The organism is Stenotrophomonas sp. WED208, from assembly GCF_040984485.1.
Lineage (GTDB): Bacteria > Pseudomonadota > Gammaproteobacteria > Xanthomonadales > Xanthomonadaceae > Stenotrophomonas > Stenotrophomonas riyadhensis.
Genome location: NZ_JAZARB010000001.1, coordinates 264,367 through 286,781 on the forward strand (window position 1 = coordinate 264,367; position 22,415 = coordinate 286,781).

19 protein-coding genes are annotated in these 22,415 nt (G+C 66.3%); 12 read left to right on the forward strand and 7 right to left on the reverse strand.

Annotated features, from left to right (window positions below; translation table 11 throughout):
* Window positions 1-173: 173 nt before the first annotated feature.
* Both VPH47_RS01100 and VPH47_RS01105 read left to right on the forward strand, forming a co-directional pair.
* Window positions 174-2,576 (forward strand): TonB-dependent receptor plug domain-containing protein, encoded by a 2,403-nt coding sequence (locus VPH47_RS01100; protein ID WP_368849939.1) that lies wholly within the window; start codon window positions 174-176, stop codon window positions 2,574-2,576.
* Entirely contained in the window at window positions 2,576-3,877 is a 1,302-nt protein-coding gene (locus VPH47_RS01105) for an aminotransferase class V-fold PLP-dependent enzyme (RefSeq protein WP_368849940.1), read from the forward strand. Before VPH47_RS01100 ends, VPH47_RS01105 begins: the two co-directional genes overlap by 1 nt.
* A gap of 70 nt (window positions 3,878-3,947) precedes the next feature.
* Here VPH47_RS01105 and VPH47_RS01110 read toward each other — a convergent pair whose 3' ends face one another.
* Genes VPH47_RS01110 through VPH47_RS01125 form a run of 4 tightly spaced genes read right to left on the reverse strand, consistent with a single transcriptional unit; the run spans window position 3,948 to window position 7,820 of the window.
* Window positions 3,948-5,462: a PLP-dependent aminotransferase family protein gene (locus VPH47_RS01110; RefSeq protein ID WP_368849941.1), complete on the reverse strand. Its 1,515-nt coding sequence runs from the start codon at window positions 5,460-5,462 to the stop codon at window positions 3,948-3,950.
* Window positions 5,463-5,471: 9 nt separating this feature from the next.
* Window positions 5,472-6,071 carry a DUF6436 domain-containing protein gene (locus VPH47_RS01115; RefSeq protein WP_368849942.1) on the reverse strand — a complete coding sequence of 200 codons (600 nt, stop codon included), beginning with the start codon at window positions 6,069-6,071 and terminating at the stop codon, window positions 5,472-5,474.
* Entirely contained in the window at window positions 6,071-6,349 is a 279-nt protein-coding gene (locus tag VPH47_RS01120; protein ID WP_005414763.1) for a hypothetical protein, read from the reverse strand. The genes VPH47_RS01115 and VPH47_RS01120 overlap by 1 nt, the downstream gene beginning before the upstream one ends.
* A 55-nt stretch (window positions 6,350-6,404) precedes the next feature.
* Entirely contained in the window at window positions 6,405-7,820 is a 1,416-nt protein-coding gene (locus VPH47_RS01125) for a PLP-dependent aminotransferase family protein (RefSeq protein WP_368849943.1), read from the reverse strand.
* Between the two features lie 183 nt (window positions 7,821-8,003).
* Between VPH47_RS01125 and cyoA the strand changes: the two genes are divergently transcribed.
* The 5 genes from cyoA to VPH47_RS01150 all read left to right on the forward strand — a co-directional run bounded on the left by cyoA (window position 8,004) and on the right by VPH47_RS01150 (window position 12,673).
* On the forward strand, window positions 8,004-8,909 hold the full coding sequence (cyoA, locus tag VPH47_RS01130) for a ubiquinol oxidase subunit II (protein ID WP_368849944.1): 906 nt from the start codon (window positions 8,004-8,006) through the stop codon (window positions 8,907-8,909).
* A 5-nt stretch (window positions 8,910-8,914) separates the two neighbouring features.
* The gene (gene cyoB, locus VPH47_RS01135) at window positions 8,915-10,891 is read left to right on the forward strand and encodes a cytochrome o ubiquinol oxidase subunit I (RefSeq protein WP_006474876.1); all 1,977 of its coding nucleotides are present in this window, start codon (window positions 8,915-8,917) and stop codon (window positions 10,889-10,891) included.
* Complete coding sequence (gene cyoC / locus VPH47_RS01140; RefSeq protein WP_080281857.1) at window positions 10,888-11,523, forward strand: cytochrome o ubiquinol oxidase subunit III; 636 nt, start codon at window positions 10,888-10,890, stop codon at window positions 11,521-11,523. Before cyoB ends, cyoC begins: the two co-directional genes overlap by 4 nt.
* A gap of 1 nt (window position 11,524) precedes the next feature.
* Window positions 11,525-11,857, forward strand: a complete 333-nt coding sequence (gene cyoD / locus VPH47_RS01145; protein ID WP_006399830.1) for a cytochrome o ubiquinol oxidase subunit IV — start codon at window positions 11,525-11,527, stop codon at window positions 11,855-11,857.
* Window positions 11,858-12,001: 144 nt separating this feature from the next.
* Entirely contained in the window at window positions 12,002-12,673 is a 672-nt protein-coding gene (locus tag VPH47_RS01150) for an SCO family protein (RefSeq protein ID WP_368851557.1), read from the forward strand.
* 140 nt (window positions 12,674-12,813) lie between these two features.
* Here VPH47_RS01150 and VPH47_RS01155 read toward each other — a convergent pair whose 3' ends face one another.
* A complete protein-coding gene (locus tag VPH47_RS01155; RefSeq protein WP_368849945.1) occupies window positions 12,814-13,392 on the reverse strand; it encodes a DNA breaking-rejoining protein in 579 nt (192 codons plus the stop codon).
* Window positions 13,392-15,170, reverse strand: a complete 1,779-nt coding sequence (locus VPH47_RS01160) for a S8 family serine peptidase (protein WP_180854533.1) — start codon at window positions 15,168-15,170, stop codon at window positions 13,392-13,394. Before VPH47_RS01160 ends, VPH47_RS01155 begins: the two co-directional genes overlap by 1 nt.
* Window positions 15,171-15,479: 309 nt before the next feature.
* Between VPH47_RS01160 and VPH47_RS01165 the strand changes: the two genes are divergently transcribed.
* Together VPH47_RS01165 and VPH47_RS01170 are read left to right on the forward strand one after the other, a co-directional pair.
* Window positions 15,480-15,920, forward strand: a complete 441-nt coding sequence (locus tag VPH47_RS01165) for a DUF2231 domain-containing protein (protein ID WP_368851558.1) — start codon at window positions 15,480-15,482, stop codon at window positions 15,918-15,920.
* Window positions 15,913-17,223, forward strand: a complete 1,311-nt coding sequence (locus tag VPH47_RS01170) for a sorbosone dehydrogenase family protein (protein ID WP_368849946.1) — start codon at window positions 15,913-15,915, stop codon at window positions 17,221-17,223. Before VPH47_RS01165 ends, VPH47_RS01170 begins: the two co-directional genes overlap by 8 nt.
* An 88-nt stretch (window positions 17,224-17,311) precedes the next feature.
* Here VPH47_RS01170 and VPH47_RS01175 read toward each other — a convergent pair whose 3' ends face one another.
* Entirely contained in the window at window positions 17,312-17,974 is a 663-nt protein-coding gene (locus VPH47_RS01175) for an exopolysaccharide biosynthesis protein (protein ID WP_049444347.1), read from the reverse strand.
* A 149-nt stretch (window positions 17,975-18,123) separates the two neighbouring features.
* On the opposite strand from VPH47_RS01175, the gene yidA reads away from it, so the two are divergent.
* The 3 genes from yidA to VPH47_RS01190 all read left to right on the forward strand — a co-directional run bounded on the left by yidA (window position 18,124) and on the right by VPH47_RS01190 (window position 22,330).
* Window positions 18,124-18,957 (forward strand): sugar-phosphatase, encoded by an 834-nt coding sequence (gene yidA, locus VPH47_RS01180; RefSeq protein ID WP_107431813.1) that lies wholly within the window; start codon window positions 18,124-18,126, stop codon window positions 18,955-18,957.
* A 492-nt stretch (window positions 18,958-19,449) separates the two neighbouring features.
* Window positions 19,450-21,768 carry a TonB-dependent receptor gene (locus tag VPH47_RS01185; RefSeq protein ID WP_368849947.1) on the forward strand — a complete coding sequence of 773 codons (2,319 nt, stop codon included), beginning with the start codon at window positions 19,450-19,452 and terminating at the stop codon, window positions 21,766-21,768.
* A gap of 175 nt (window positions 21,769-21,943) precedes the next feature.
* Window positions 21,944-22,330 (forward strand): hypothetical protein, encoded by a 387-nt coding sequence (locus VPH47_RS01190; protein ID WP_110714009.1) that lies wholly within the window; start codon window positions 21,944-21,946, stop codon window positions 22,328-22,330.
* Window positions 22,331-22,415 lie beyond the last annotated feature (85 nt).

Consider the following 22,415-nt stretch of genomic DNA (forward strand, 5'->3'; position numbering starts at 1 on the left):
CACAGTAGCGGATCGGCAGGCGCCGCGTTTAGCAGTTCTTGCGCTGCAGCGGCATCAAGCTGTCGCACTGACGTCATGGCTCCTTCACAGATCGCGCCGAGACTGCGCGCCTTGTCCACGCCTGTTGTGTCCGAGCAGGTGCTGGCCCTGTCGCGTCCTCCCGGAGCCCTGCCGTGCATCGTTCGAAGCTTTCGCGTTCCATCCTCCTCGCCCTTTCCATGGCCAGCGCAGGAGGCGCGATCGCAGCGGAGGCCGATGCGGTCGATGCCCCGGCGGGCAGCCGTGCGGCGCCCACCCAGCTCGACGCGATGCTGGTCACCGGCACCCGCGCCTCCAACCGCACCCAGTTCGAAACGTTGGCGCCGGTGGACGTGTTCACCAAGGAAGACATCAAGTCCGTTGAATCCACCGACCTGAAGGACGTGCTGGCGCAGCTGGTGCCGTCGTTCGTGGTGCAGCGCCTGCCGATGGCGGACGGTCAGGTGTTCGTGCGCCCGGCCACGCTGCGTGGCCTGTCGCCGGATCAGACGTTGGTGCTGGTCAACGGTCGTCGCTTCCACCGCAGCGCGCTGCTCGGCAACCGTGGCGCGCAGGCGGCCGACCTGGCACAGATTCCGACCAGTGCGATCAAGCGCATCGAAGTGCTGCGCGATGGTGCGTCGGCGCAGTACGGCTCGGATGCCATCGCCGGCGTCATCAACATCATTCTGGAGGATGGCCCCGGTACCGAGATCACCGCCGGCTATTCGCAGTATGCGCAGGGCGATGGCGCCTCGCGCGATTTCAGCGCACGCACCGGCTGGTCGCTGGGTGACTATGGCAGCCTGGTGCTGTTCGCCGAATCGTCCAACTCCGACGCCACCTCCCGCACCCGCCAGCGCCCGGATGCGATCGCCTTCCAGGCCGCGCATCCGGATCTGGACGTGCCCAACCCGGTACAGCGCTGGGGCCAGCCGGAACTGGAAAGCCGCCGTGTCGGCTTCAACGTGAAGGCCAATGCCAGCGACACGCTGGAGTTGTATGCGTTCGGCCTGTACAGCCACAGCGATGGCGTCAGCGATTTCAACTGGCGCAATCCGGACACCACCACCGGTGCCTACCGCACCACGGCGATCTTCCCCGGCTGGAACCTGCGTTCGATCTATCCAGTGGGGTTCAGTCCGCAGTACGGCAACGTCCAGAACGACCTGCAACTGGTCGGTGGCCTGCGTGGCGAGATCACCCCGAAGCTGCGCTGGGATGTCAGCGCGTCGTATGGCCGCAACGCCATCGACTACAGCCTGAAGAATTCGATCAACGCCTCGCTCGGCCCGGTCAGCCCGACCGCATTCGATCTCGGCCGCCTGACCCAGACCGAGAAGAACGCCAACGCCGACTTCAACTACGAGTGGGATGTGGCTGCGCTGTCCAAGCCGATCAACGTCGCCTTCGGTGGCGAGTTCCGCCAGGAGACCTACCAGGTGCGTGCCGGTGATCCGGCTTCGTACGCAGTGGGCCCGGGCGCTGCCGCTGGCCTGGAAGCCAACTCCAACGGTGCGCCGGGCTTCTCGGCCAGCCAGGCCGGGCAGTGGAGCCAGCGCAGCAAGGCCGCCTACGTGGATATGGAAGTGCCGCTGGGCGAGCGCTGGAGCATCGGTGCGGCCAGCCGCTACGAGGACTTCTCCAGCTTTGGCAGCACGCTGGACGGCAAACTGTCGGCACGCTTCGCGATCACCCCGGACGTGGCCCTGCGCGGCACGGTGTCCACCGGCTTCCGCGCACCGACACCGGCGCAGCTCAATACCACCAGCACCACCCAGGGCCTGGATACGCGCACGCTGCAGATCTTCACCAGTGGCCGCTTGTCGCCGAACGATCCGCTGGCCCAGCTGCTCGGTGCCAGGCCGCTGAAGCCGGAGGAATCGCGTACCGCGTCGCTGGGCCTGACCTGGCGCACCGACCTGGGGCTGTCCGGCTCGGTGGATGTCTACCAGATCAAGCTCACCGACCGCTTCAGCCAGTCGGCCAGCTTCGCCATTCCGGCCGGCACGCCGAATCCGCTGGGCTATACCTCGGTGAACTACTTCACCAACGACTTCGATACCACCACCACCGGCGTGGACGTGGTCGGCAACTACCTGCGCGACCTCGGCGCGGGTCGCATGACGCTGACCCTGGCCTACAACTACAACCGTACGCGGGTGGACAACGGCAGCACCTCGGTGGCCACCAACGAAACCCAGCGCGTGCTGTTCGAAGACCGCCTGCCCGAGCACAAGGGCAGCCTGACCGGCAGCTGGGACATCGGTGCCTGGTCGTTGATGGCGCGCATGCGCTACTACGGTGCCTGGACCGACGCCAGCGGCAATGCGGTGGGCGACATCTACCAGCGCTTCGGCGCGATGAGCTTCCTCGACCTCGCCGTGGGGTACCGCATCAACGAGCACCACAGCCTGCGCGTGGGTGCCGACAACGTGCTCGACCGCTATCCGGATGAGGCGGTCTTCCAGGCCAGCCGCGGCCTGGTTTACTCGCGCAACGCACCGTACGACACCGATGGCGCCAACCTGTACGCGCAGTACCGGTTGAGCTTCTGATGGACCGTACTCGCCGCTCCCTGCTGCGTGCCGGCACCTTGCTGCCCGCCGCAGCCGCATTGTCGTCACTGCCCGCCATGGCCGCCGCGCGTTACGCTGCGCCCATGCAGATTCCCGCAACGACCGTGGCGCCGGACGTGCTGGCCCGCGATGAAGGCTACTGGGCCGCCGTGGCCAGCCACTTCGACATCACCGACGAAGTGAACCATCTGGAGAACGGCTACTGGGGCGCGATGGGCCGCGAGACGCTGGCCAGCTACCAGCGCCACACCGCCGAGGTGAACCGTGGCAACGCGTGGTATGGCCGTCGCGAGTTTCCGGCGCAGTACATGGCGGTGCAGCGGCAGGTGGCCGAGCTGCTGGGCGTGGGTGCCGACGAGATTGCACTGACCCGTGGCGCCACCGAGGCGATGCTGGCGCTGATCGGCGGCTACAACCGCCTGCAGCCTGGCGACCAGGTGCTGTATGCCGACATCGACTACGACAGCATGATCGGCGCGATGCGCTGGCTGCAGCAGCGTCGCGGCGTGCAGGTCGAGCGTATCGCGCTGCCGGCGGTGCCGGACCACGCGCAGGTCCTGCAGGCGTATGAGGACGCATTCGCGCGGTTGCCGCGCCTGAAGCTGGTGCTGCTGACTCAGGTCAGCCATCGCCATGGGCTGGTGCTGCCGGTGGCGGAGATCGCCGAACGCGCGCGAGCACGCGGTATCGATGTGATCGTCGATGCCGCGCATGGGTTTGGCCAGATCGACTACGCGGTGCCGCAGCTGAAGGCCGATTTCGTCGGCATCAATCTGCACAAGTGGATCGGTGCGCCGGTGGGCGTCGGCGCGATGTACGTGCGCAAGGGGCGCGTGACCGACCTGGATCCCTACATGGGCGAAACCGACGATGGCCGCGTGGGCAGCCGCGTGCATACCGGTACGGTCAACTTCGCCGCCTACCTGGCACTGCCGGATGCCATTGCCCTGCACCAGCGCATCGGCGTGGCCAACAAGCAGGCGCGGCTGCGCTACCTGCGTGAGCGCTGGACCGTGCCAGCGCGGCAGATGGCGCATATCGAAGTGCTGTCCTCGCCGGACCCGGGGCTGGCCAGTGCGCTGGCCAGCTTCCGCCTGCGCGGGCGCACCAGCGTGGCTGACAACCTCGCGCTGCAGAAACGACTGCTGGATGAGCATCGCGTGTTCACCACCCATCGCGATGGTTTGGACTCCGGCGCCTGCGTGCGGGTGACGCCGTCGGTGTTCACCCGGCCGGAGCAGATCGATGCGCTGGTGCAGGCGCTGGTGGCATTGGGGTAGTGCCGGCCGCTGGCCGGCAACCTCATGATCCGTGCACGCCGTTGCCGGCCAGCGGCCGGCACTACCAGGCCTACCGCTCGATCGCCGGCAACGCATCCGACAACAACAACCGATCAATCCGCCGCAACGCACTTTCCAGCTGCCGACGGTCCGCCGCCAGCCCCAGCGACAACCGCACCCCGTTCTGATGCTGTACCCCCGGCGGGCAGAACGCCGATGACGGTGCAATCGCCAGCCCCTGCAGTTGCGCGGTGCGCACCAGTGTGGCATCGGTCCACGGCGCCGGCACGCGGCACCAGGCATGCAGGCCTTCAGCCCGCTGCAGCAGCGATGGCGCCAGCAGGTAGCGGGCCATGCGCATGCGCTCGCGCGCCTCGGTGCGCACCTGCGCCAGCAGTGACTGCGCCGAACCATCCAGCAGCAGCTGGCTGGCCAGCGCCGAGACCAGCGGATGGCCCATCAACCGCGTTGCCCGCAGTGCAGCTGTCATCGCCTCGGCATGCGCCGCGCTCGGGCAGCGCACGAAGGCGGTGCGCAGGCCGGGGCTGATCACCTTCGACAGCGTCGCCACGTAGAACACATGGCGCGGTGCCAGCGCCGCCAGCGGTGTCGGTGCATCCTCGGCGAGGTGCCAGTACGGATCGTCTTCGATCGCCAGCAGGCCTTCGCGCTCCAGCACGCGTGCCAGCGCTTCGCGCCGCTGCTGCGGCAGGGTCAGCGCGGTCGGGTTCTGGCAGGTGGGATTGAGATAGACCAACTGCGCGCCGCTTTCGCGTGCCAGCCGGGCCAGTGCATCGGGGCACATGCCGTGTTCGTCGCTGTCCACCGGCAGCAGGCGCCGGCCCAGTGCGGCGGCGGCCTGCAGCAGGCCCGGATAGACCAGCGCATCGCAGAGGATCGCGTCGTTGTCGCGGCCCTGGCTGACCAGGATCGCGGCCAGCGCCACCTGTGCACCTTCGGTCAGCAGCAGGCAGGCATCGTCCACCTTTCCCAGCATCGGCTGCAGCCAGCGCGCCGCCGCGTGGCGATCGGTCAGGTTGCCGCCGCCCAGGTGATAGGTCATCAGGTTCGGTGCGTTGCTGCGTGCAAGCACGGCGGCGGCGCCACGGCGCAGCGTCTCGGCCAGCGCATCGGCGTCGGGCACCGGCGGCACGTTCATGCTCAGGTCCACCACCTGGTCGAAGCCGGCCTTGGGCGGTGCGATGAAGCTGCCCTGTGGTCCACGCGCTTCGATCAGGCCGCGCTTGCGTGCTTCATCGAATGCCCGTGTCACCGTGGTCAGGTCGATGCCGAGCTGCTGCGCCAGCGCGCGCTGCGAAGGCAGGCGCTGCCCCGGTGCGAGACCACCGCGGCGCACCGTGCGTTCCAGCGAGTTGACGATGCGCAGGTAGATCGGCCCGTTGTGCGCGAGCACGTCCTGCACCCATTCGCGGGCTGCGACATCCGGTCGCGGCATGTACGGAGCATGTCGGGGCGTATCGTTGCTTCCAACGGCGGGAGCCTGTCCATAACCATCGGTCGGTTCGGACAGGTGACCGCCGTTGTTGTTTGCAGCGGCCATGCCGGCCAGCGTCAGTGATGTCATTGCGCGTCCTCAGCGCTGGGCCTGCCAGGGGCAGTAGCAGCCCACGGCAAGCAGTCCTTTCGGGCGCACGGTTTCGCCGCGCACCAGTTTGTCCAGCAGCGGTTCGACGAAGCTGTTGGCCGAGTTGCAGACCATGCCGATGCTGTACGGGCCGGCGTAGGCGAGGTGGCCCTGGCGATCCCAGATGGCTACGGCGGGGCTGGCCGGGATGTGTTCGATGCCATCGATGGTCGGCAGGTTGATCACCTTGCTGCGCAGCGGCTCGGGCAGCTCGCCCTGCGTACCCGGGCGGCGGATCGCATAGAAGTCGATGCCGGCGCGGCGGTACATGCTGATCAGGTAGCTCAGGTGCGCACCGGTTTCGCGGTTGCACACGCCGCAGGCCGGGTCCCAGAAATGCACCACGCGGATGCGGCCGGTATCACCGGCCAGATCGGCCGGCAGGCGCAGCTGCGAATCGTCGAAGACGATGGCCTGTTCGGTGAAGGTGGACTGCGCGCTGTAGCCGAAGTACTGCCACAGCGCAGCCGCGACGCCGGCCATGAACAGGCAGGCGAGGGCGATCATCGTCGGCAGCAGCCAGCGGCGACGCGGCGCGGCTGCGCCCATCAGGAATCTTCCCGGCCGAACTTGTGCACGTACTGCTTGCGCATCTCACGGCAGGAATCGGCCTGCGCGCGGCGCTGGATCTCGCTACGCGACGGATCCTCGCTGCGCTGCACGCACTGCTCGATGGCGTGGCGTTCGGCGGCCTGCACATCCACGGTCTGCGGCTGCAGGCAGACCCAGGCCAGCGCGGCCAGCATCAACACCACAAAGCCGCCGCACCCGGCCATCACCAGGTGGAACTTCAGTTTCTCGGCGCGCATCGATGCACGTCCCTTCATCCATACATTGCATACAAAATATCATCTTGTATGGATAAAACGCCATGCGCCCCGTTCAGACGATGGCGTTGTGGCGTGCCTCGGGGGCCTCGGACAGGATCTCGTTCAGCTTGGCCAGCGCCCCGGCCAGCGCGCCCTGGTCGACTGCGCCGCCCAACGACAGGCGGATCGCATTGCCCGGTGGCGGTTCTTCCACGCTGAAGGCATCGGAGCTGGCAATGCCCAGCCCCTGCTCCTGTGCGGCCTGGATCAACCGGTACTGGTCGAGCCGCGGCGGCAGCGGCAGCCACACATGCAGGCCGGCCGGATGCGCCTGGGCGCGGGCCGGCAGGTAACGGGCGGCAATGGCCTGGCGCTCGCGCAGTTCCTGCTGGAAGCGCTGCACCATGTCCTGGGCCTGGCCGCTGCGGATCCACTGCGAGGCCACCGCCACCATCGACTGGGTCGGCATCAGCGCGATTGCGCGCAGCGCATCCAGCACCGGTTCCATCGGCTCGCCGGCCGGCACCACCAGGTAGGCGGTGCGCAGGCCCGGGGCCAGGCACTTGGACAGCGTGGAGATGTAATAGACCGGGCAGCCGGCATCGCGGTGGGCGGCCAGCGGCGGCGCGGCGTCTCCGGCCAGCAACCAGTACGGATCGTCTTCGATCACGGTCAGATCGTGACGCTTGGCGACCGCCAGCAGCGCCTGCCGGCGCTGTGCCGACATCGTTGCCGTGGTCGGGTTCTGGATGGTCGGCACCAGGTACAGCAGGCGCGGGCGGCGCAGCTGGCAGGCCTCCTCCAGCGCCTCCGGCAGCATGCCCTCGGTGTCCATCGCCACCGGCACCACGCCCCGCTGCAGCACGCGCGCGGCAGCCAGCAGGCCCGGATAGGTCAGCTGCTCGGCGGCGATCAGCTCGCCCGGCTGGGTGCGGGCCAGGATCAGCGCGCACAGCGCGGTCTGCGCGCCGGGGCAGATCACCACCTGGTCGGCACCCACCGTGCCCAGCATCGGCGCCAGCCACTGCACCGCAGCGGCGCGGTCCTCGCGGGTGCCGGCGCCGACGTGGTAGCTCATCAGTTCGCCCTGGCCCAGCTGCTGGCCCACGTGCTGGAAGCCGGCCTCCATGCCCTGCGCGAACGGCGCGCTGCCCAGCAGCGGCGGGATGTTCATGCTCAGGTCGACCGAGGTGCTGCGGTTGCCGGCCGACAGCGCGATGAAGGTACCGCCGGCGCCCTGGGCGTCGAGCAGGCCGGCCTGGCGCAGCTCGGCGAAGGCACGGGTGACCGTGGTCAGGTCCACCCCCACCTGCTGGGCGAGGTCGCGCTGCGGCGGCAGGCGGTCGCCCGGGCGCAGCACCCCGTCATCCACCGCCTCGCGCACCTGCTGGGCAATCTGCAGGTACAGCGGGCCGGCGCCCTCGCGGAAGGGGCGAACCCAGGTGCGATTGGGGTGTTTCAGGCGGCGGCCGGCGGCAGGTGGCGTCATCGGTCAGTTTTTTCCATACGTACAGATGCACAAGTCCATACAATGCTGTATCTTGTATGGGCTTGATTGGAGTGGTTCGCCTGCTTGTAGGCGACCTCGTACCCACAGTGTAGCCGCTCCACGCCCGGGCGCTGCGCGCAGGCGAGCCGGTCAAGCGCGCTTTTTCAACAGGGTTGACCTCCAATGAATATCTGCTGGAACCGCATCCGCCTGGCGCTGGTCGCCCTGGCCTGCGTCGGCCTGTCGGGCTGTGACTGGGTGCTGCTGGATTCGAAGGGCATGGTCGGGCTCGCCCAGCGCGACCTGATCCTGATCTGCATCGGCCTGATGCTGATCGTGGTGATACCGGCCATCGTGCTGACCTTCGTGTTCGCCTGGCGCTTCCGTGCCGGCAACACCAAAGCGAAATACACGCCGGACTGGTCGCACTCCACCAAGGTGGAGATCGTGGTCTGGGGCGTGCCGCTGCTGATCATTGCCGGCCTGGCGGTGATCGTGTGGAAGTCGACCCACGAGCTGGACCCGTACAAGCCGCTGGACGTGGCCGGTGAACCGCTGCACGTGGACGTGATCGCGACCGACTGGAAATGGGTGTTCGTGTACCCGGACCTGGGCATCGCCACGGTCAACCAGCTCAACTTCCCGGCCAACCGCCCGCTGGCGTTCAACATCACCTCCAACTCGACGATGAATACCTTCTTCATCCCGCAGCTGGGTGGGCAGATCTACGCGATGGCCGGCATGCGCACGCAGCTGCACCTGATCGCCAACGAGCCCGGCCAGTTCCGAGGCATGTCCGGCAACTACAGCGGGCATGGCTTCTCGAACATGAAGTTCATCGCCACCGCCAGCAGCAATGAAGACTTCGAGCGCTGGGTGGCCGAGGTGCGCAGCGCGCCCGACGCACTCAGTTTCACGCAGTTCAAGGCGCTGGCCGCGCCGTCGAAGAACGCACCGGTGCAGCACTTCTCCAGTGTTGAACCACTGCTGTTCAAGAGGGTCATCGACCAGTTCATCGGCGTCGGCGAGAACACCGCTGCTGCTACCCCGGCGGGCGCTGCCGGTGGTGTCCAGGTTTCCCAGGAGTAACGAACATGTTGGGTAAATTGACGTGGGAGGCCGTGCCGCTGCACGAGCCGATCGTCGTAGTCACATTGGCGGCCATGGTGCTGGGTGGCCTCGCGCTGCTCGGCGCGGTGACGTACTTCAAGCTGTGGGGCCCGCTGTGGCGTGACTGGTTCACCACCGTGGACCACAAGAAGATCGGCATCATGTACGTGGTGGTGGCGCTGGTCATGCTGGTGCGTGGCTTTGCCGATGCGCTGATGATGCGCGCGCAGCTGGCCGCGGCTGGCCCGGGCAGTGACGGCTTCCTGCCGCCGGAGCACTACGACCAGATATTCACCGCACATGGCGTGATCATGATCTTCTTCGTGGCCACCCCGTTCGTGGTCGGCCTGATGAACATCATCGTGCCGCTGCAGATCGGTGCGCGCGACATGGCGTTCCCGTTCCTCAACGCCTTCAGCTTCTGGATCTTCGTGGTCGGCGCCGCGCTGATGATGATCTCGCTGGGTGTCGGCGAATTCGCCATGACCGGCTGGGTGGCGTATCCGCCGCTGTCGGGCATCGAGTTCAGTCCAGGGGTCGGTGTCGATTACTACATCTGGGCGTTGCAGGCTTCGGGCATCGGCACATTGCTGACCGGCGTCAACCTGTTCATCACCATCCTGCGCATGCGTGCGCCGGGCATGACCCTGATGAAGATGCCGGTGTTCACCTGGACCGTGCTGGTCACCAGCGTGATCATCATCGCCGCCTTCCCGATCCTGACCGTGGCGCTGGGTGCGCTCACCCTGGACCGCTACCTGGACTTCAACTTCTACACCAACACGTTGGGTGGCAACCCGATGATGTACGTGAACCTGGTGTGGGCCTGGGGCCACCCGGAGGTGTACATCCTGGTGCTGCCGGCGTTCGGCATCTTCTCTGAAGTGACCGCCACGTTCGCGCGCAAGAAGCTGTTCGGCTACAAGTCGATGGTGGGCGCCACGCTGGCGATCGGCATCCTGTCGTTCATCGTCTGGCTGCACCACTTCTTCACCATGGGTTCCGGTGCCAGCGTCAATGCCTTCTTCGGCATCATGACGATGATCATCGCCATCCCCACTGGCGTGAAGATCTTCACCTGGCTGTTCACCATGTACGGCGGCCGCGTCGAGTTCAGCGTGCCGATGCTGTGGACCATCGCCTTCCTGGTCACCTTCACCATCGGTGGCATGACCGGCGTGCTGCTGGCCATCCCGGGCGCGGACTTCCTGCTGCACAACAGCCTGTTCCTGGTCGCGCACTTCCACAACACCATCATCGGCGGCGCGCTGTTCGGCTACCTGGCCGGCTTCGCCTACTGGTTCCCGAAGGTGTTCGGCTTCACCCTCAACGAGCGCCTGGGCAAATGGTCGTTCGCCTGCTGGGTGATCGGTTTCTACCTGGCCTTCATGCCGCTGTACATGCTCGGCTTCATGGGCATGACCCGCCGCATGAACCAGTACGACAACCCGGCGTGGACGCCGTACCTGATCGCCGCCTTCATCGGTGCACTGTTCGTGTTCGCGGGCATCATCCTGATGCTGGTGCAGATCTACGTGAGCGTGCGCGACCGCAAGCGCAACCTGGACCTGACCGGCGACCCGTGGAATGCACGCACGCTGGAATGGGCCACGCCGTCGCCGCCGCCGTTCTACAACTTCGCCGTGGTGCCCAAGGCCGATGAGCTGGATGCCTTCCACGAAGCGAAGAAGCGTGGCCTGCCGCCGCCGCCGAAGAAGTACGCACCGATCCACATGCCGAAGAACACCGGCGTGCCGTTGATCCTCAACATCTGGATCCTGGTGCTGTGCTTCGCCCTGGTCTGGCACATCTGGTGGATGGCTGCAGCCAGCTTCATCGCGATGATCGTCACCCTGATCGTGCGGTCCTATGACGAGGACGTGGACTACTACGTCAGTTCCGAAGAGGTGGCGCGCACCGAAGCAGCCAACCTTGCCAAGCTGAAGGAGGTACGCGCATGAACCTGTTGACCCGCCCGGAGCTGGCCAGCGACACGCAGGCGCACGAGGACCACCACGAACACGACCATGGCCACGAGCAGGGCGGCATGAAGGTGTTCGGCATGTGGGTCTACCTCATGTCCGACCTGGTGCTGTTCGGTTCGCTGTTCGCCTCGTACGCGGTGCTCAGCACCGCCTACGCCGGCGGCCCCACCGGCAAGGATCTGTTCTCGCTGCCGTTCGTGATGGCCGAGACCTTCCTGCTGCTGGTCTCCAGCATCACCTACGGCCAGGCCGTGCTGGCGATGCATCGCCACGACACCTCGGCGGTGCTGCGCTGGCTGGGCGTGACCTTCGTGCTCGGTGCCTCGTTCATCGGCATGGAGATCTACGAGTTCTCGCACCTGATCCACGAAGGCGCGGGCCCGAGCACCAGTGCCTACCTGTCGGCGTTCTTCGCCCTGGTCGCCACCCACGGCCTGCACGTGGCCAGCGGCCTGATCTGGATGGCGGTGGTCATGCACCAGGTCTACCGCCGCGGCCTGACCCCGACCAACATCACCCGCGTGTCGTGCCTGAGCCTGTTCTGGCACTTCCTGGACCTGGTGTGGATCTGCGTCTTCACCTTCGTCTACCTGATCGGAGCCTTCTGACATGGCCCACGTCGAAACCTCGCGCGCCGGCAATGCGCACGGCTCCACCAAGTCCTACCTGATTGGCTTCGTGCTGTGCGCGCTGCTGACCGTGGTGCCGTTCGCGCTGGTGATGAACCCGGTGCTGTCGCGGCCGCTCACGCTGTTCCTGCTGGTCGGCTTCGCGGTGGCGCAGATCCTGGTGCAGCTGGTCTATTTCCTGCACATGGACCGCAAGTCCGAAGGCGGCTGGAACCTGGCCAGCTTCGTGTTCACCCTGGTGATCCTGTTCATCGTCGTCGCACTGTCGGTCTGGATCATCTGGAGCATGCACTACCACATGATGATCAACTGACCGTGGCCGGGGTGATCGGCATGGACCGCGCGATCACCCCGGCACCTCCGTCCTCTTTCCCCCCCAAGGGCAGGCCTGACCGAGACCCCGCCCGCGTCTGCGTTGGTGGTACCCGTGAAGCGTCCTGCTGCTGTTGTCCGTTCGTTGTTCTCTCCCCGATTCCGCCTGCCGCTGCTGGCAGGCCTGGCCATCGGCCTGCTGGCTGGCTGCAGCGCGCAGTCGCGCATGGATTTCTACTCCAAGGACATTGCCTGCGAAGAGCTCGGCCAGCACTGGTCGATGCCTGACAGCCACGGCGCCGTGCGCGGGCCCAAGGATCTGCAGGGGCAGGTGACCTATCTGTTCTTCGGCTTCACCAGCTGCCCGGACGTGTGCCCGACCACCATGGTCGAGCTCAGCCAGGTCAAGCACCTGATGGGCAAGGATGCCGACCAGCTGCAGGTGGTGTTCGTCAGCGTCGATCCCGCACGCGACACGCCCGAAGTCGCCCGCACCTATGTGGAAGCCTTCGACCCCAAGGCGATCGCACTGGTCGGCAACGAAGCACAACTGGCCGCGATGGCCAGCGACTTCAAGGCGTTCTACGAAAAGGAACCCGGTCAGATACCGGAGACCTACACCATGAGCCACATCGCCGGTGGCTACGTGTTCGACCGCCAGGGCCGCCTGCGTCTGTTCGCGCCCTATGGCATGCCGGTGGACAAGCTGTTCTCCGACGTGCAGCGCCTGCTGCTGGAGCCCGGCCACCCGGCCGCAGGCAATGACGTGCTGGCCAGCTGCCACCTCAAGCACAGCGACACGCTCGCTGCCCGGTAGTCCCGGGCCATGCCCGACTGATACCGACCGTTCGTCGCGCCGGCTGCCCCGGTAGGTGTCGACCTTGGTCGATACACCCCCACACACCAATCCCCCGGCCGGCCAGGAGAGCCAACCGGCCGGGGGCACCACTCAACGCCTTACTTGGTTTCTTCCCACTGAACCACGTCCGGCTCGGTCGCGCGGATACCGGCGGTGGACAGCAGCCTGGTGCTCGCATCCAGTGCCGCGTTCACCGACGGGTACTCCACGATGGCCTGGCCCGAAGCCTTCGATACCTTCACCACGGTGCCACCGGTGGCGGTGGCTGCACGCTGCGCTGAGGCCGCATCGGTGAAGAACACCTTGACCCGCGACGTCGCCACCACCGGCGCTCCATCATGGGATACCGCCGCCGCGAACTTGCCGGTGCCGGCATCAACAGCCGCGGCCGCTGCACCATCCAGCGAACGCTTCGTCCGCGAGCTGGTGGTCGCCGCTGCCTGCTGGGTGATCGTGAACCGACCGCCGCTGACCTGCTTTACCGTGGTCGAGGGAGACAGCTGGAAACGCGTGCCGCCCACATCGAACGAGCGGCCGGTAGCGGACGCCTTCAGTTCCTGCGCATCCACGGTTGACGGTGTCCTGGCCGGAGGAGTCTGCCCCGAGGTCTGTGCCCAGGCAGAGGAGGTGATCGCCGTGAAGGCGAGCGTGCTCAACAGAATGGTCTTCTTCATCATCAGTGCCCCAGAACGCGGATCTTGAAGGATTCGAGGTTGCCACGCGATGCAGCGGCCGCGGCCTGCCCCATGTCGGTCACTTCCAGCGTCCAGGTGCCGGTGGCATTCTCATCCAGGAATGCATTGCTGGACAGCAGGTCCCAGCTGGTGAAATTGCTCTGCGCGTTACCCGTGCCCGAACCGATCGCGGTGAACGCCGGCTGCACCACGCTGCGCGTGCCACTGGGCGAGACCAGCACGAACTGCAGCTGGCGGGTGCTTCTGTGGTTGACCCGGAAGCCGAGCTGCACGCTTTCGATGTTGCGTGCACCGTTGGCGACCTGGAAGGTCAAGCGTGCGGCAGCGGCCGAGGTGTTGCCGATGGCCACGGTGCGCGTGGTGGTGCGCCAGCCGGTATCAACTAGCGGTCCCAGCGACTGGAAGTTCTCGGCGACCTCTACTGCACGGGCCGCATTGACCACACCGAAACCGTACCAGTTGCTGTAGGCACGGCCGGCGGCATTCACCGTCCAGCCCGGCACCAGCGTGCGCCCGTCGGCCAGTGTCACCGCCGGCTGGTTCGGGTGGTTGCGGGTGGCGGTGGTGGCCAGGATGTACTTCACATCGCGATAGGACAGGTTCGGATTGGCTTCCAGCACCAGCGCGGCCACGCCCGACACCATCGGTGCTGACGCCGACGTGCCGTTCATCTTGGCGGTGTAGTTGCAGGTGCTGTCGATGGCCGACAGGTTGCTGTCCAGTGTGTTCTCGCGGTTGGTGTTCTTGTTGCTGCCCTGCGCGCAGCCGGTCACATCGGTGGTGACGATGGCCGGGTCGTACGCGCGTGCCACCAGGCCGGGTGCGTACTGGGCCTGCAGGCCGTATTCACCGCCAAAGGCCGAGACCCACAGGGCCGAGCCGGTGGAGGAGTACGACGAGCGAACGCCATCGGCGCGCACGGCGGCAACGGTGATCACGTTGAACAGGTTGTTGCGCGGATCGCGGCCGGCCGGCACGCAACCGGTGTTGCGGTTCTTGGTGTCATTCGTGCAGACATCGAAGGTGTTGCCGAGGTTGTCCTGCCAGTACCCGTTGTTGAAGTTGTTGCCGGCCGACTTCACGTAGATGCCGCCGCGGCCACCGCGCGTACCCGACAGCGCCTGCTCATACGAACGTATCGTGTTCTCGCTGTACGCCAACGGCAGGTTGGGATTGCCAGGGCCGGCGCCCCAGCTGTTGTTGAACACCTGCACGTCGGCCGATTCTGCGCCGTCCCACCAGGCGTACTCGATGTTGCTCTGCTGGTTGCCCTGCGCGGAGCGTGAAATGGGGTTGAAGCCCTTCAGCGTTGCCGCCGGAGCCACACCTCGCACGCCCAGGTTGTTGGCGCCCACCGCGCCGGCGATGCCGCCGACCATGGTGCCGTGGTTGTCGGCGTCCGGATTGGACGGGGTGGGATTGTTCGAACCATTGGCGAAGTTCTTGCCGGCCACTGCCGCCACATTGGCGGCCAGGTCCGGGTGAGCGATCTGCAGGCCGTCGTCGACGATGGCGATGGTGACGCCCTGGCCGCGGATGCCATTGCGGTACAGGCCATCCACGTTCAGATCGTTGCCGGCCACCGGCAGTGTATCGGCCGGTACCGTCTGCCCGGTATTGCGCAGGTGCCACTGGATTCCGGCCAGCGGATCGGCCTGCTGGGCCTGGGCGGTGACGGCCAGGCTGCCCAGTACCAGGGCAGTGGCCAGGGCCAGGCGCGTGGAGCGCGGTGGCGCGGAGCGTTGCGTGTGTCGCTTCATACACGAATCCTTCTGTTGTGAATCGGCATGGCAGGACGGCGGGGCGGAACTGCCCCATCGCAACGAGCCAAACGCGACACAACGAACAACCCCCTACCTCTTCACACAAGCAATCTGCAGATGTGCCAATTGCGTCACAAACGCTTATGCCGTGGGGTAATGACGACTGCAGCGGCCCGCATCTGGTGGGTGCCAACCTTGGTTGGCATCCGCATCCACGCATGGCGTGGATCCCCCCGGCATCATCGCGCGCCCTCACATCACGCTGTGCTACTACAGCCCGTGCACCCTTCCGCACGGAGCACGATGATGGTCAACCCCCTGGCCCAGGCGTATCGCGGCCTTGGCACCACGCTGTTCAGCCTGCTGAACCCGATACCCTTCGGCTTCTTCGTCGGCGCGCTGATCTTCGACGCGATCTATCTCAACAGTGCCGAGGTGATGTGGGGCAAGGCCGCCGCCTGGCTGATCACCTTCGGCCTGCTGATCGCCATCGTGCCGCGGCTGATCAACCTGTTCACGGTCTGGCGCCGCAACGGCACCGCCACGCGCATCGACCGCATCGACTTCTTCCTCAACCTGGTCGCGGTGGTGCTGGCCATCTGGAACGCCTTCGTGCACAGCCGCGATGCCTATGCCGTTGCGGTGCCCGGCACGATCCTGTCGGCGCTGACCGTGGCGTTGATCGCACTGGGCCTGATCCTGCTGTCGTTGCAGCCGCCGGTGCTGCAGGGAGGCCGTCATGGCTAAGCACATCCTGCCCACCGTCGGCGCCCTGGCGCTGGCCGTGATGCTGTCGGCCTGTGCCGGCAAGGCCGAATACCATCCCGCCGACCAGTCCGGTGCGCAGCCGCCGCTGCCGGCACCGAAGAACTTCCTGATGCCGCCGATGCAGGTGCCGCGGGGCGTGGGCTGGGCCGAGGGCCAGTCACCCACGGTGGCCGAGGGCCTGAAGATCGAACGCATCGCCGCCAACCTGCTGCATCCGCGGCGATTGTTGACCCTGCCCAACGGCGATGTGCTGGTGGTGGAGGGCAATGGCCCCGGCGAAGAACCGGTCACCACGCCCAAGCAGTGGATCGCCGGCAAGGTCAAGGCGCGCTCGGGCAAGGCCGGCAAGGGCGGCAATCGGGTCACCCTGCTGCGCCGCACGCCGGGGACGAACACCTGGGCCCAACACGTTTACATCGAAGGCCTGCATTCGCCGTTCGGCATCCAGCTGATCGGCGACACGCTGTACGTGGCCAACACCGGCAACATCGTGCAGTACCACTACGTGCCTGGTGAAACCCGCATGTCCGACAAGGGCCGTGAGTTCACCGACCTGCCCAGCACCATCAACCACCACTGGACCAAGGAACTGCTGGCCAGCCGCGATGGCCGCAAGCTGTACGTGGGCGTGGGCTCCAACAGCAACATCACCGAGAACGGCCTGGCCGTCGAGTACCGCCGCGCGGTGGTGCTGGAAGTGGACGTCGCCACCCGTGGCAGCCGTATCTTTGCGTCGGGCATCCGCAACCCGACCGGACTGGACTGGGAGCCGAGCACCGGCCAGCTGTGGGCAGTCGCGAACGAACGCGATGAGATCGGTGCCGACCTCGTGCCGGACTACCTCACCTCGGTGAAGGAGGATGGCTTCTACGGGTGGCCCTACAGCTACTACGGCAAGCACGTGGACGAGCGCGTGCAGCCGCAGCGGCCGGACCTGGTGGCCAAGGCGATCGTGCCGGACTACGCCATCGGCTCGCACGTGGCACCGCTGGGCCTGTTGTTCTACACCGGCCAGGCACTGCCGGCGCAGTACCACGGCGGCGCCTTCATCGGCGAGCACGGCAGCTGGGATCGTTCACCGCTGAGCGGCTACGAAGTGGTCTACGTACCGTTCAAGGACGGCAAGCCGACCGGGCGGCCGCAGACCGTGGTCAGCGGTTTCGCCTCGAAGGACGAGAAGACCTTGATGGGCGCACCGGTAGGCATGGCGATGGACGCCGAAGGCGCACTGCTGGTCGCCGACGACGTGGGCGACGTGGTGTGGCGGGTATCGGCCAAGTAATTCTGTAGAGCCGAGCCCATGCTCGGCTTACGCGCGCAGCGCGGGTTTCCGTGCACCGAACGAAGAGCAGCCGAGCATGGGCTCGGCTCTACAGTTCCGCGGTACTGCTGCGGAACCCGCTGAACACCGATTCGGCAGCGAACCCCACGCCACCCAGCAGCACGCCGAAATACACCACCGTGGCCACAACAAAGCCGTACCCAGCCGCCACCGCCGCACCATCGCGCTGGATGAAGCCAATCGCGAACGACATCAGCGCCAGCGCCGGCAAGGTATTGCTGAACGGAATCGGCCCGGCCGGCGCCATCAGCAGCAGGGTCGCGAACACCAGCATCAGGTTGTTCAGGCGCATCATCTTCTTCGAGCGCACCATCACCGCCAGCCGCATCGGCCGCGACAGCCGCTCCATGCGGTGCACCCACTTCAGCGCACGGCCCAGGTTGGCCTTCAGCTTGTCGGTGGCGATCTCGCGGCGCGCCAGTTTCTGCGGCACCCACAGCGGGCGGTTGCGCACGCGGCTCAGGCCGATCAGCAGGATCGAGGCACCAAATACCGTACTCAGCCCGGGAATCGACACCGGAATGATGAAGATGGCCGAGAGCAGGATCACGATCAGCAGCAGGCCCTCATCGCCCAGCGCGCTGAGCAGGGTGCCGACGCTCACCTGGTCGCCGGGCAGCTCGTCGATCATCTGCTCGATCTGCTGGGCCAGGGGCGCGCTGTCGTTGGTTTCGGGGGCACGGTAGGTCATGCGTCGCAAGGTTCTCCAGGGAAGGGCGGTCAAGGGGCCGTCCTGCGGTGGGGGACGCACAGGCTCCTGCAGTATCCCGGCCAACGTGGGCAAAGAGGTGAACCGGGCATGAGGGGGTAAACTGGCGTGCCCCGCACGAGTTGAACGCAATGGACATGGGCCGCCGGCAATCGACCATCGAACTGGTCGCCATCGACATGGATGGCACCCTGCTGGATCCCACCCACACGCTCACCGCGCGGGCCAAGCAGGCGATCGCGCAGGCGCGCGCGCTGGGCGTGCACATCGTGCTGACCAGTGGCCGCCCGGTTCCCGGCCTGGCACCGTTCCTGCACGAGCTGGGCATCACCGGCGACGACGACTACTGCATCGCCTGCAATGGCGGCCTGGTGCAGCGCATCGGCACACGCGAAACCGTGGTCGAGTATCCGCTCAGCTTCGACGACTTCCTGTTCTGCGAGCAGGTGGCCCGCGACCTGGGCGTGCACTTCCAGGCGCTGGACAGCCGGCGCATGTATACGCCCAACCAGGACATCAGCTACTACACCGTGGCCGACTCGCATCTCTCGCGGATGCCGCTGTCCTACCGCCGCGTGGCCGACATGGACCCGTCCATGTCGTTCATCAAGCTGATGATGATCGACGAGCCCGACGTGCTGGATGCCGCCATCGCGCGCCTGCCCAGCGAACTGACCGAGCGCTTCGCGGTGCTGAAGAGCGCACCGTTCTTCCTGGAAGTATTCGACCACCGCGCCGGCAAGGGGCCGAGCCTGCAGAAGCTGGCCGAGCACCTGGGCATCGACCGCGCCAACGTGATGGCCATCGGTGACCAGGAGAACGACCTGACCATGCTGCAGTACGCCGGTACCAGCGTGGCGATGGGCAATGCCATCGACGCGGTGAAGGCGGTGGCGCGGTTCGAGACCACCAGCAATGCAGACGAAGGCGTGGCGCGCGCCATTGAGCGTTTCGTCCTGCAGTAACCGCGCGTCCCTATGCCCTGGTAGGTGCCAACCTCGGTTGGCACACGCAGACGGCAAGCGCCGACCAAGGTCATCCTCTACCATGTCTCGCGGGCCCCGGTAGGTGCCAACCTTGGTTGGCACACGCAGACCGTAAGCGCCGACCAAGGTCGGCCTCTACCATGCCTCGCAGACCCCGGTAGGCGCCAACCTTGGTTGGCGCACGCAGACGGCAAGCGCCAGGCTATACCCACGTATAGCCCACCCATCCCCATGGCCATTCGCGCTGTACCACGGTGCAATGGCGAATGCGGCAGTGCGATGCAAGAATTTCGCACGTCGAAATCACCCCACCAAATCCCACGGCAGATGATCGCCTTCGTCTGCTGACCGGCGCGCCCCGCGCCGTCACTCCCCAAACGCAATCGCATCGCCAGCCAGGGCGCCGACACCGGTGCTGCAACGCGCCGGGCGTGCGCCTGCGCCGCTCTCTCCCTGCACCTGGATCTGCCCATGAACACCCCACCCACGACGCGCCTCGCCTTGGCCATCATCGCGGCCATCGCCGCACCTGCGTATGCCGCCGAGACTCACGACGCAGCGCATGACACCCCCACCACCTTGAATGCGCTGCAGGTCATCGCCACGCCGCGCGGCGCGGCCGTTGCGCCCACCCAGGTGGTTGGTCCAAACCGCTACGTCATCAAGGCCGAAGACCTCGACGCGATGGTCACCGGCAACAACGGTCTGGCCATGCTGAAGCAGGTACCGGGCGCCAGCTACACCGCCACCGACGGGCTTGGCCTGGATATCTCGGCCACGAGCCTGTTCGTGCGCGGCTTCCGCATGAACGAAATGGGCATCACCTTCGAGGGCGTGCCGCTGAACGACAACGGCTTCCTCTCGCTCACCGGCACCAGCGTGGTGAACGTGGGCGTGCCCGATGGCATCGGCGCGATCACGGTCAGCCCCGGTGGCGCACCGGTCAGCGTGTTCTCCAGCAGCGTCAACGGCGGCAGCCTGGAATACCGCCTGCGCGAGCTGCAGGACACACCCAGCCTGCGCGTGAAACAGGGCGTGGGCAGCAACAACACGCTGGTCACCACCGTGTCCGGGCAGACTGGCCAGCTCGGCGAGCATGGCCCGAAAGTGCTGGTCGACCTGCAGCGTGTGTCTGCCGACAAGTACCAGGGCGAGGGCACCCAGAACTTCCTGCGCGGCGACCTGAAGCTGCAGCAGGATGTCGCCTGGGGTGACTTCACCGTGTTCCTGTCCGACAGCAAGGCCAAGGTCTGGGGCTACAACAACATCTCCTTCGACATGATCCGCAAGCTGGGCTGGAAGGCCGACATCTTCTATCCCGATTATGCGTGGGCCTGGTACGTGGCCTCGCCGGAGAATGCGGACAAATCCTGCGGCGCCTACACCTGCGGTGAGCTGTCCGAACTGATCCCGTACGACACCGGCCAGATCACCCGCGATCGCGTGTCGTCGATCAACCACCGTTTCCAGATCACCCCGGCGCTGAGCGGCAACGTGCAGCTGTACAACGCCAACAGCCACACCCAGGCCACGCTCACCGACCCGACCGTGCCGTCGCCAAACGGCGCACCGTTCTCCGAACAGGTGCAGACGCCGCGTGTGAATCGGCTGGGTGGCATGTTCAACCTGCAGTTCGAGACCGGCGCGCACACCTTCACCGCCGGCTTCTGGCAGGAGAAGAGCAAGGCCGCGGCCAAGACCGAGTGGTACCAGCAGCCGCTGCTGGGCGAGGGCCCGCCGCTGAAGGCCACCGGTCCGTTCGATGTGTATGGCCCCGCGTTCAAGACCGACAACGCATCGAGCTGGGTGACCCGCTCGCGCCAGTTCTACCTGCAGGACGACATCGTGTTGAACGACACGCTGAAGCTGGGTGTCGGCTTCAAGGCCGTGGACTTCCGCACCAGCGGTGGCGGCCTGGGTGATGCCAAGGACCGGCCGGTGAACGGAACGCTGCGCGCGAAAAGCAACTTCCTGCCGCACGTCTCGCTGTTCTGGAGCCCGACCGAATCCACCGATGCCTTCATCGACCTGGCCAACACCATGAACGGCTACCGCGTGGCCCAGCGCGGCAACATCGGCTACACCGCCTCGGCGTGGACCATCACCGACCAGGAGGAGTTCGACCGCGTGGCCGGCACGCTGCGCCCGGAGAAGAACTGGAACCTGACCGTCGGCGCATCGCATCGCTTCGACCGGCTGACGATCACCGGCGACGTGTTCTACAACGACATCCGCAACCGTCTGCTGTCGGCCGCCATCGGTACCCAGTTCGCGCAGATCAACACCGTGCGATTGATGCCGAAGATGCACGTGATCGGTGCTGACCTCGGCATCACCGCCGACCTGACCGACCACCTGCAGTTCTACCAGGGCGTGGCCGTGGCCCGTTCGTACTACGACAGCGATTTCGTGGTGGGCGACACGGTGTACCCGATCAAGGGCAACGCCCAACCGGGCTATCCGCAGATCTCGCTGGTCAGCGACCTGTCGGCGCATTTCGGTGACTGGCGCTTCGGTGCCACCAGCACCTCCTACCTGCGCCAGCCCTTCACCTACGAGAACGACATCCGCGTGCCGACCTTCTGGCAGGTCAACACCTATGCTGCCTACCGCTTTGGCGTGGACAGCGCCGTACCGGGCCTGGAGCTGCGGCTGGACGTGAGCAACCTGTTCAACCGCCACAACATCGGCACCGCCACCATCGCCGGGTCGTCGTTCTCGGGGGATTACCAGACCCTGCAGCGCAGCGCGCCACGGCAGCTGATGTTCAGTACGTCGATGGCGTTCTGAGGCGACGAGGAACGGGGTCAGAGCCCTTTGCGGTGCAAAGGGATCCGACCCCGAAGCCACCCATGACCGGGGTCAGATCCCTTTGCACCGCAAAGGGCTCTGACCCCAAGCCCCTCCAGAAACCTGCCTTGCGCAATCAACAGGGATTTTCTGGCGGCGACGCAAGGTTCCCACAATGTTGCTGGGTCATGCTGTCGGCATGGCTCAGTACAACCCCCGATCACCGTTGTTCGGCATACGGAGTCATGGACGGCCCCGGCAGGCGCTGTCCGTGGCGCCTGTGATCGACCTGCAGGCCGAGTACCAGTTCTGGCACGTCTACGAGCGTGTGGTCCGTCCGTTGCCCGGTGGGGGGCTGCGGCTGGCCTGGCTGGTGTGCCAGAAGGTGTACCGGGACCGGTGGCAGCACCCGGACGACAGCGACGAGGCGGCGTTGTCGCGGGTGCTGTTCGGCGGGAACATGACGGCTGACCGGGCGTCGGAGCTGGCGGAGCTGCACGCGCTGGTCAGCCGTCGGGTGGCGTTGCTGGCGAAGCGTGGGCGGGTGGATTCCGCAGCGTGATGCGCGGGGGCTGCTCTCGGCGTGCCGAGCTGCCATGACCCGCTCTGGCACCATTGCACCATCCGTCGCCATGACCCGCTGTTGG

Excerpts from the sequence above, each read along its gene's own strand:
- VPH47_RS01105 (WP_368849940.1), top strand. The coding sequence starts at position 2,576 with ATGGACCGTACTCGCCGCTCCCTGCTGCGTGCCGGCACCTTGCTGCCC.
- VPH47_RS01110 (WP_368849941.1), bottom strand. The coding sequence starts at position 5,462 with ATGACATCACTGACGCTGGCCGGCATGGCCGCTGCAAACAACAACGGC.
- VPH47_RS01115 (WP_368849942.1), bottom strand. The coding sequence starts at position 6,071 with ATGGGCGCAGCCGCGCCGCGTCGCCGCTGGCTGCTGCCGACGATGATC.
- VPH47_RS01120 (WP_005414763.1), bottom strand. The coding sequence starts at position 6,349 with ATGAAGGGACGTGCATCGATGCGCGCCGAGAAACTGAAGTTCCACCTG.
- VPH47_RS01125 (WP_368849943.1), bottom strand. The coding sequence starts at position 7,820 with ATGACGCCACCTGCCGCCGGCCGCCGCCTGAAACACCCCAATCGCACC.
- cyoA (WP_368849944.1), top strand. The coding sequence starts at position 8,004 with ATGAATATCTGCTGGAACCGCATCCGCCTGGCGCTGGTCGCCCTGGCC.
- cyoB (WP_006474876.1), top strand. The coding sequence starts at position 8,915 with ATGTTGGGTAAATTGACGTGGGAGGCCGTGCCGCTGCACGAGCCGATC.
- cyoC (WP_080281857.1), top strand. The coding sequence starts at position 10,888 with ATGAACCTGTTGACCCGCCCGGAGCTGGCCAGCGACACGCAGGCGCAC.
- cyoD (WP_006399830.1), top strand. The coding sequence starts at position 11,525 with ATGGCCCACGTCGAAACCTCGCGCGCCGGCAATGCGCACGGCTCCACC.
- VPH47_RS01155 (WP_368849945.1), bottom strand. The coding sequence starts at position 13,392 with ATGATGAAGAAGACCATTCTGTTGAGCACGCTCGCCTTCACGGCGATC.
- VPH47_RS01160 (WP_180854533.1), bottom strand. The coding sequence starts at position 15,170 with ATGAAGCGACACACGCAACGCTCCGCGCCACCGCGCTCCACGCGCCTG.
- VPH47_RS01165 (WP_368851558.1), top strand. The coding sequence starts at position 15,480 with ATGGTCAACCCCCTGGCCCAGGCGTATCGCGGCCTTGGCACCACGCTG.
- VPH47_RS01170 (WP_368849946.1), top strand. The coding sequence starts at position 15,913 with ATGGCTAAGCACATCCTGCCCACCGTCGGCGCCCTGGCGCTGGCCGTG.
- VPH47_RS01175 (WP_049444347.1), bottom strand. The coding sequence starts at position 17,974 with ATGACCTACCGTGCCCCCGAAACCAACGACAGCGCGCCCCTGGCCCAG.
- yidA (WP_107431813.1), top strand. The coding sequence starts at position 18,124 with ATGGACATGGGCCGCCGGCAATCGACCATCGAACTGGTCGCCATCGAC.
- VPH47_RS01185 (WP_368849947.1), top strand. The coding sequence starts at position 19,450 with ATGAACACCCCACCCACGACGCGCCTCGCCTTGGCCATCATCGCGGCC.
- VPH47_RS01190 (WP_110714009.1), top strand. The coding sequence starts at position 21,944 with ATGTTGCTGGGTCATGCTGTCGGCATGGCTCAGTACAACCCCCGATCA.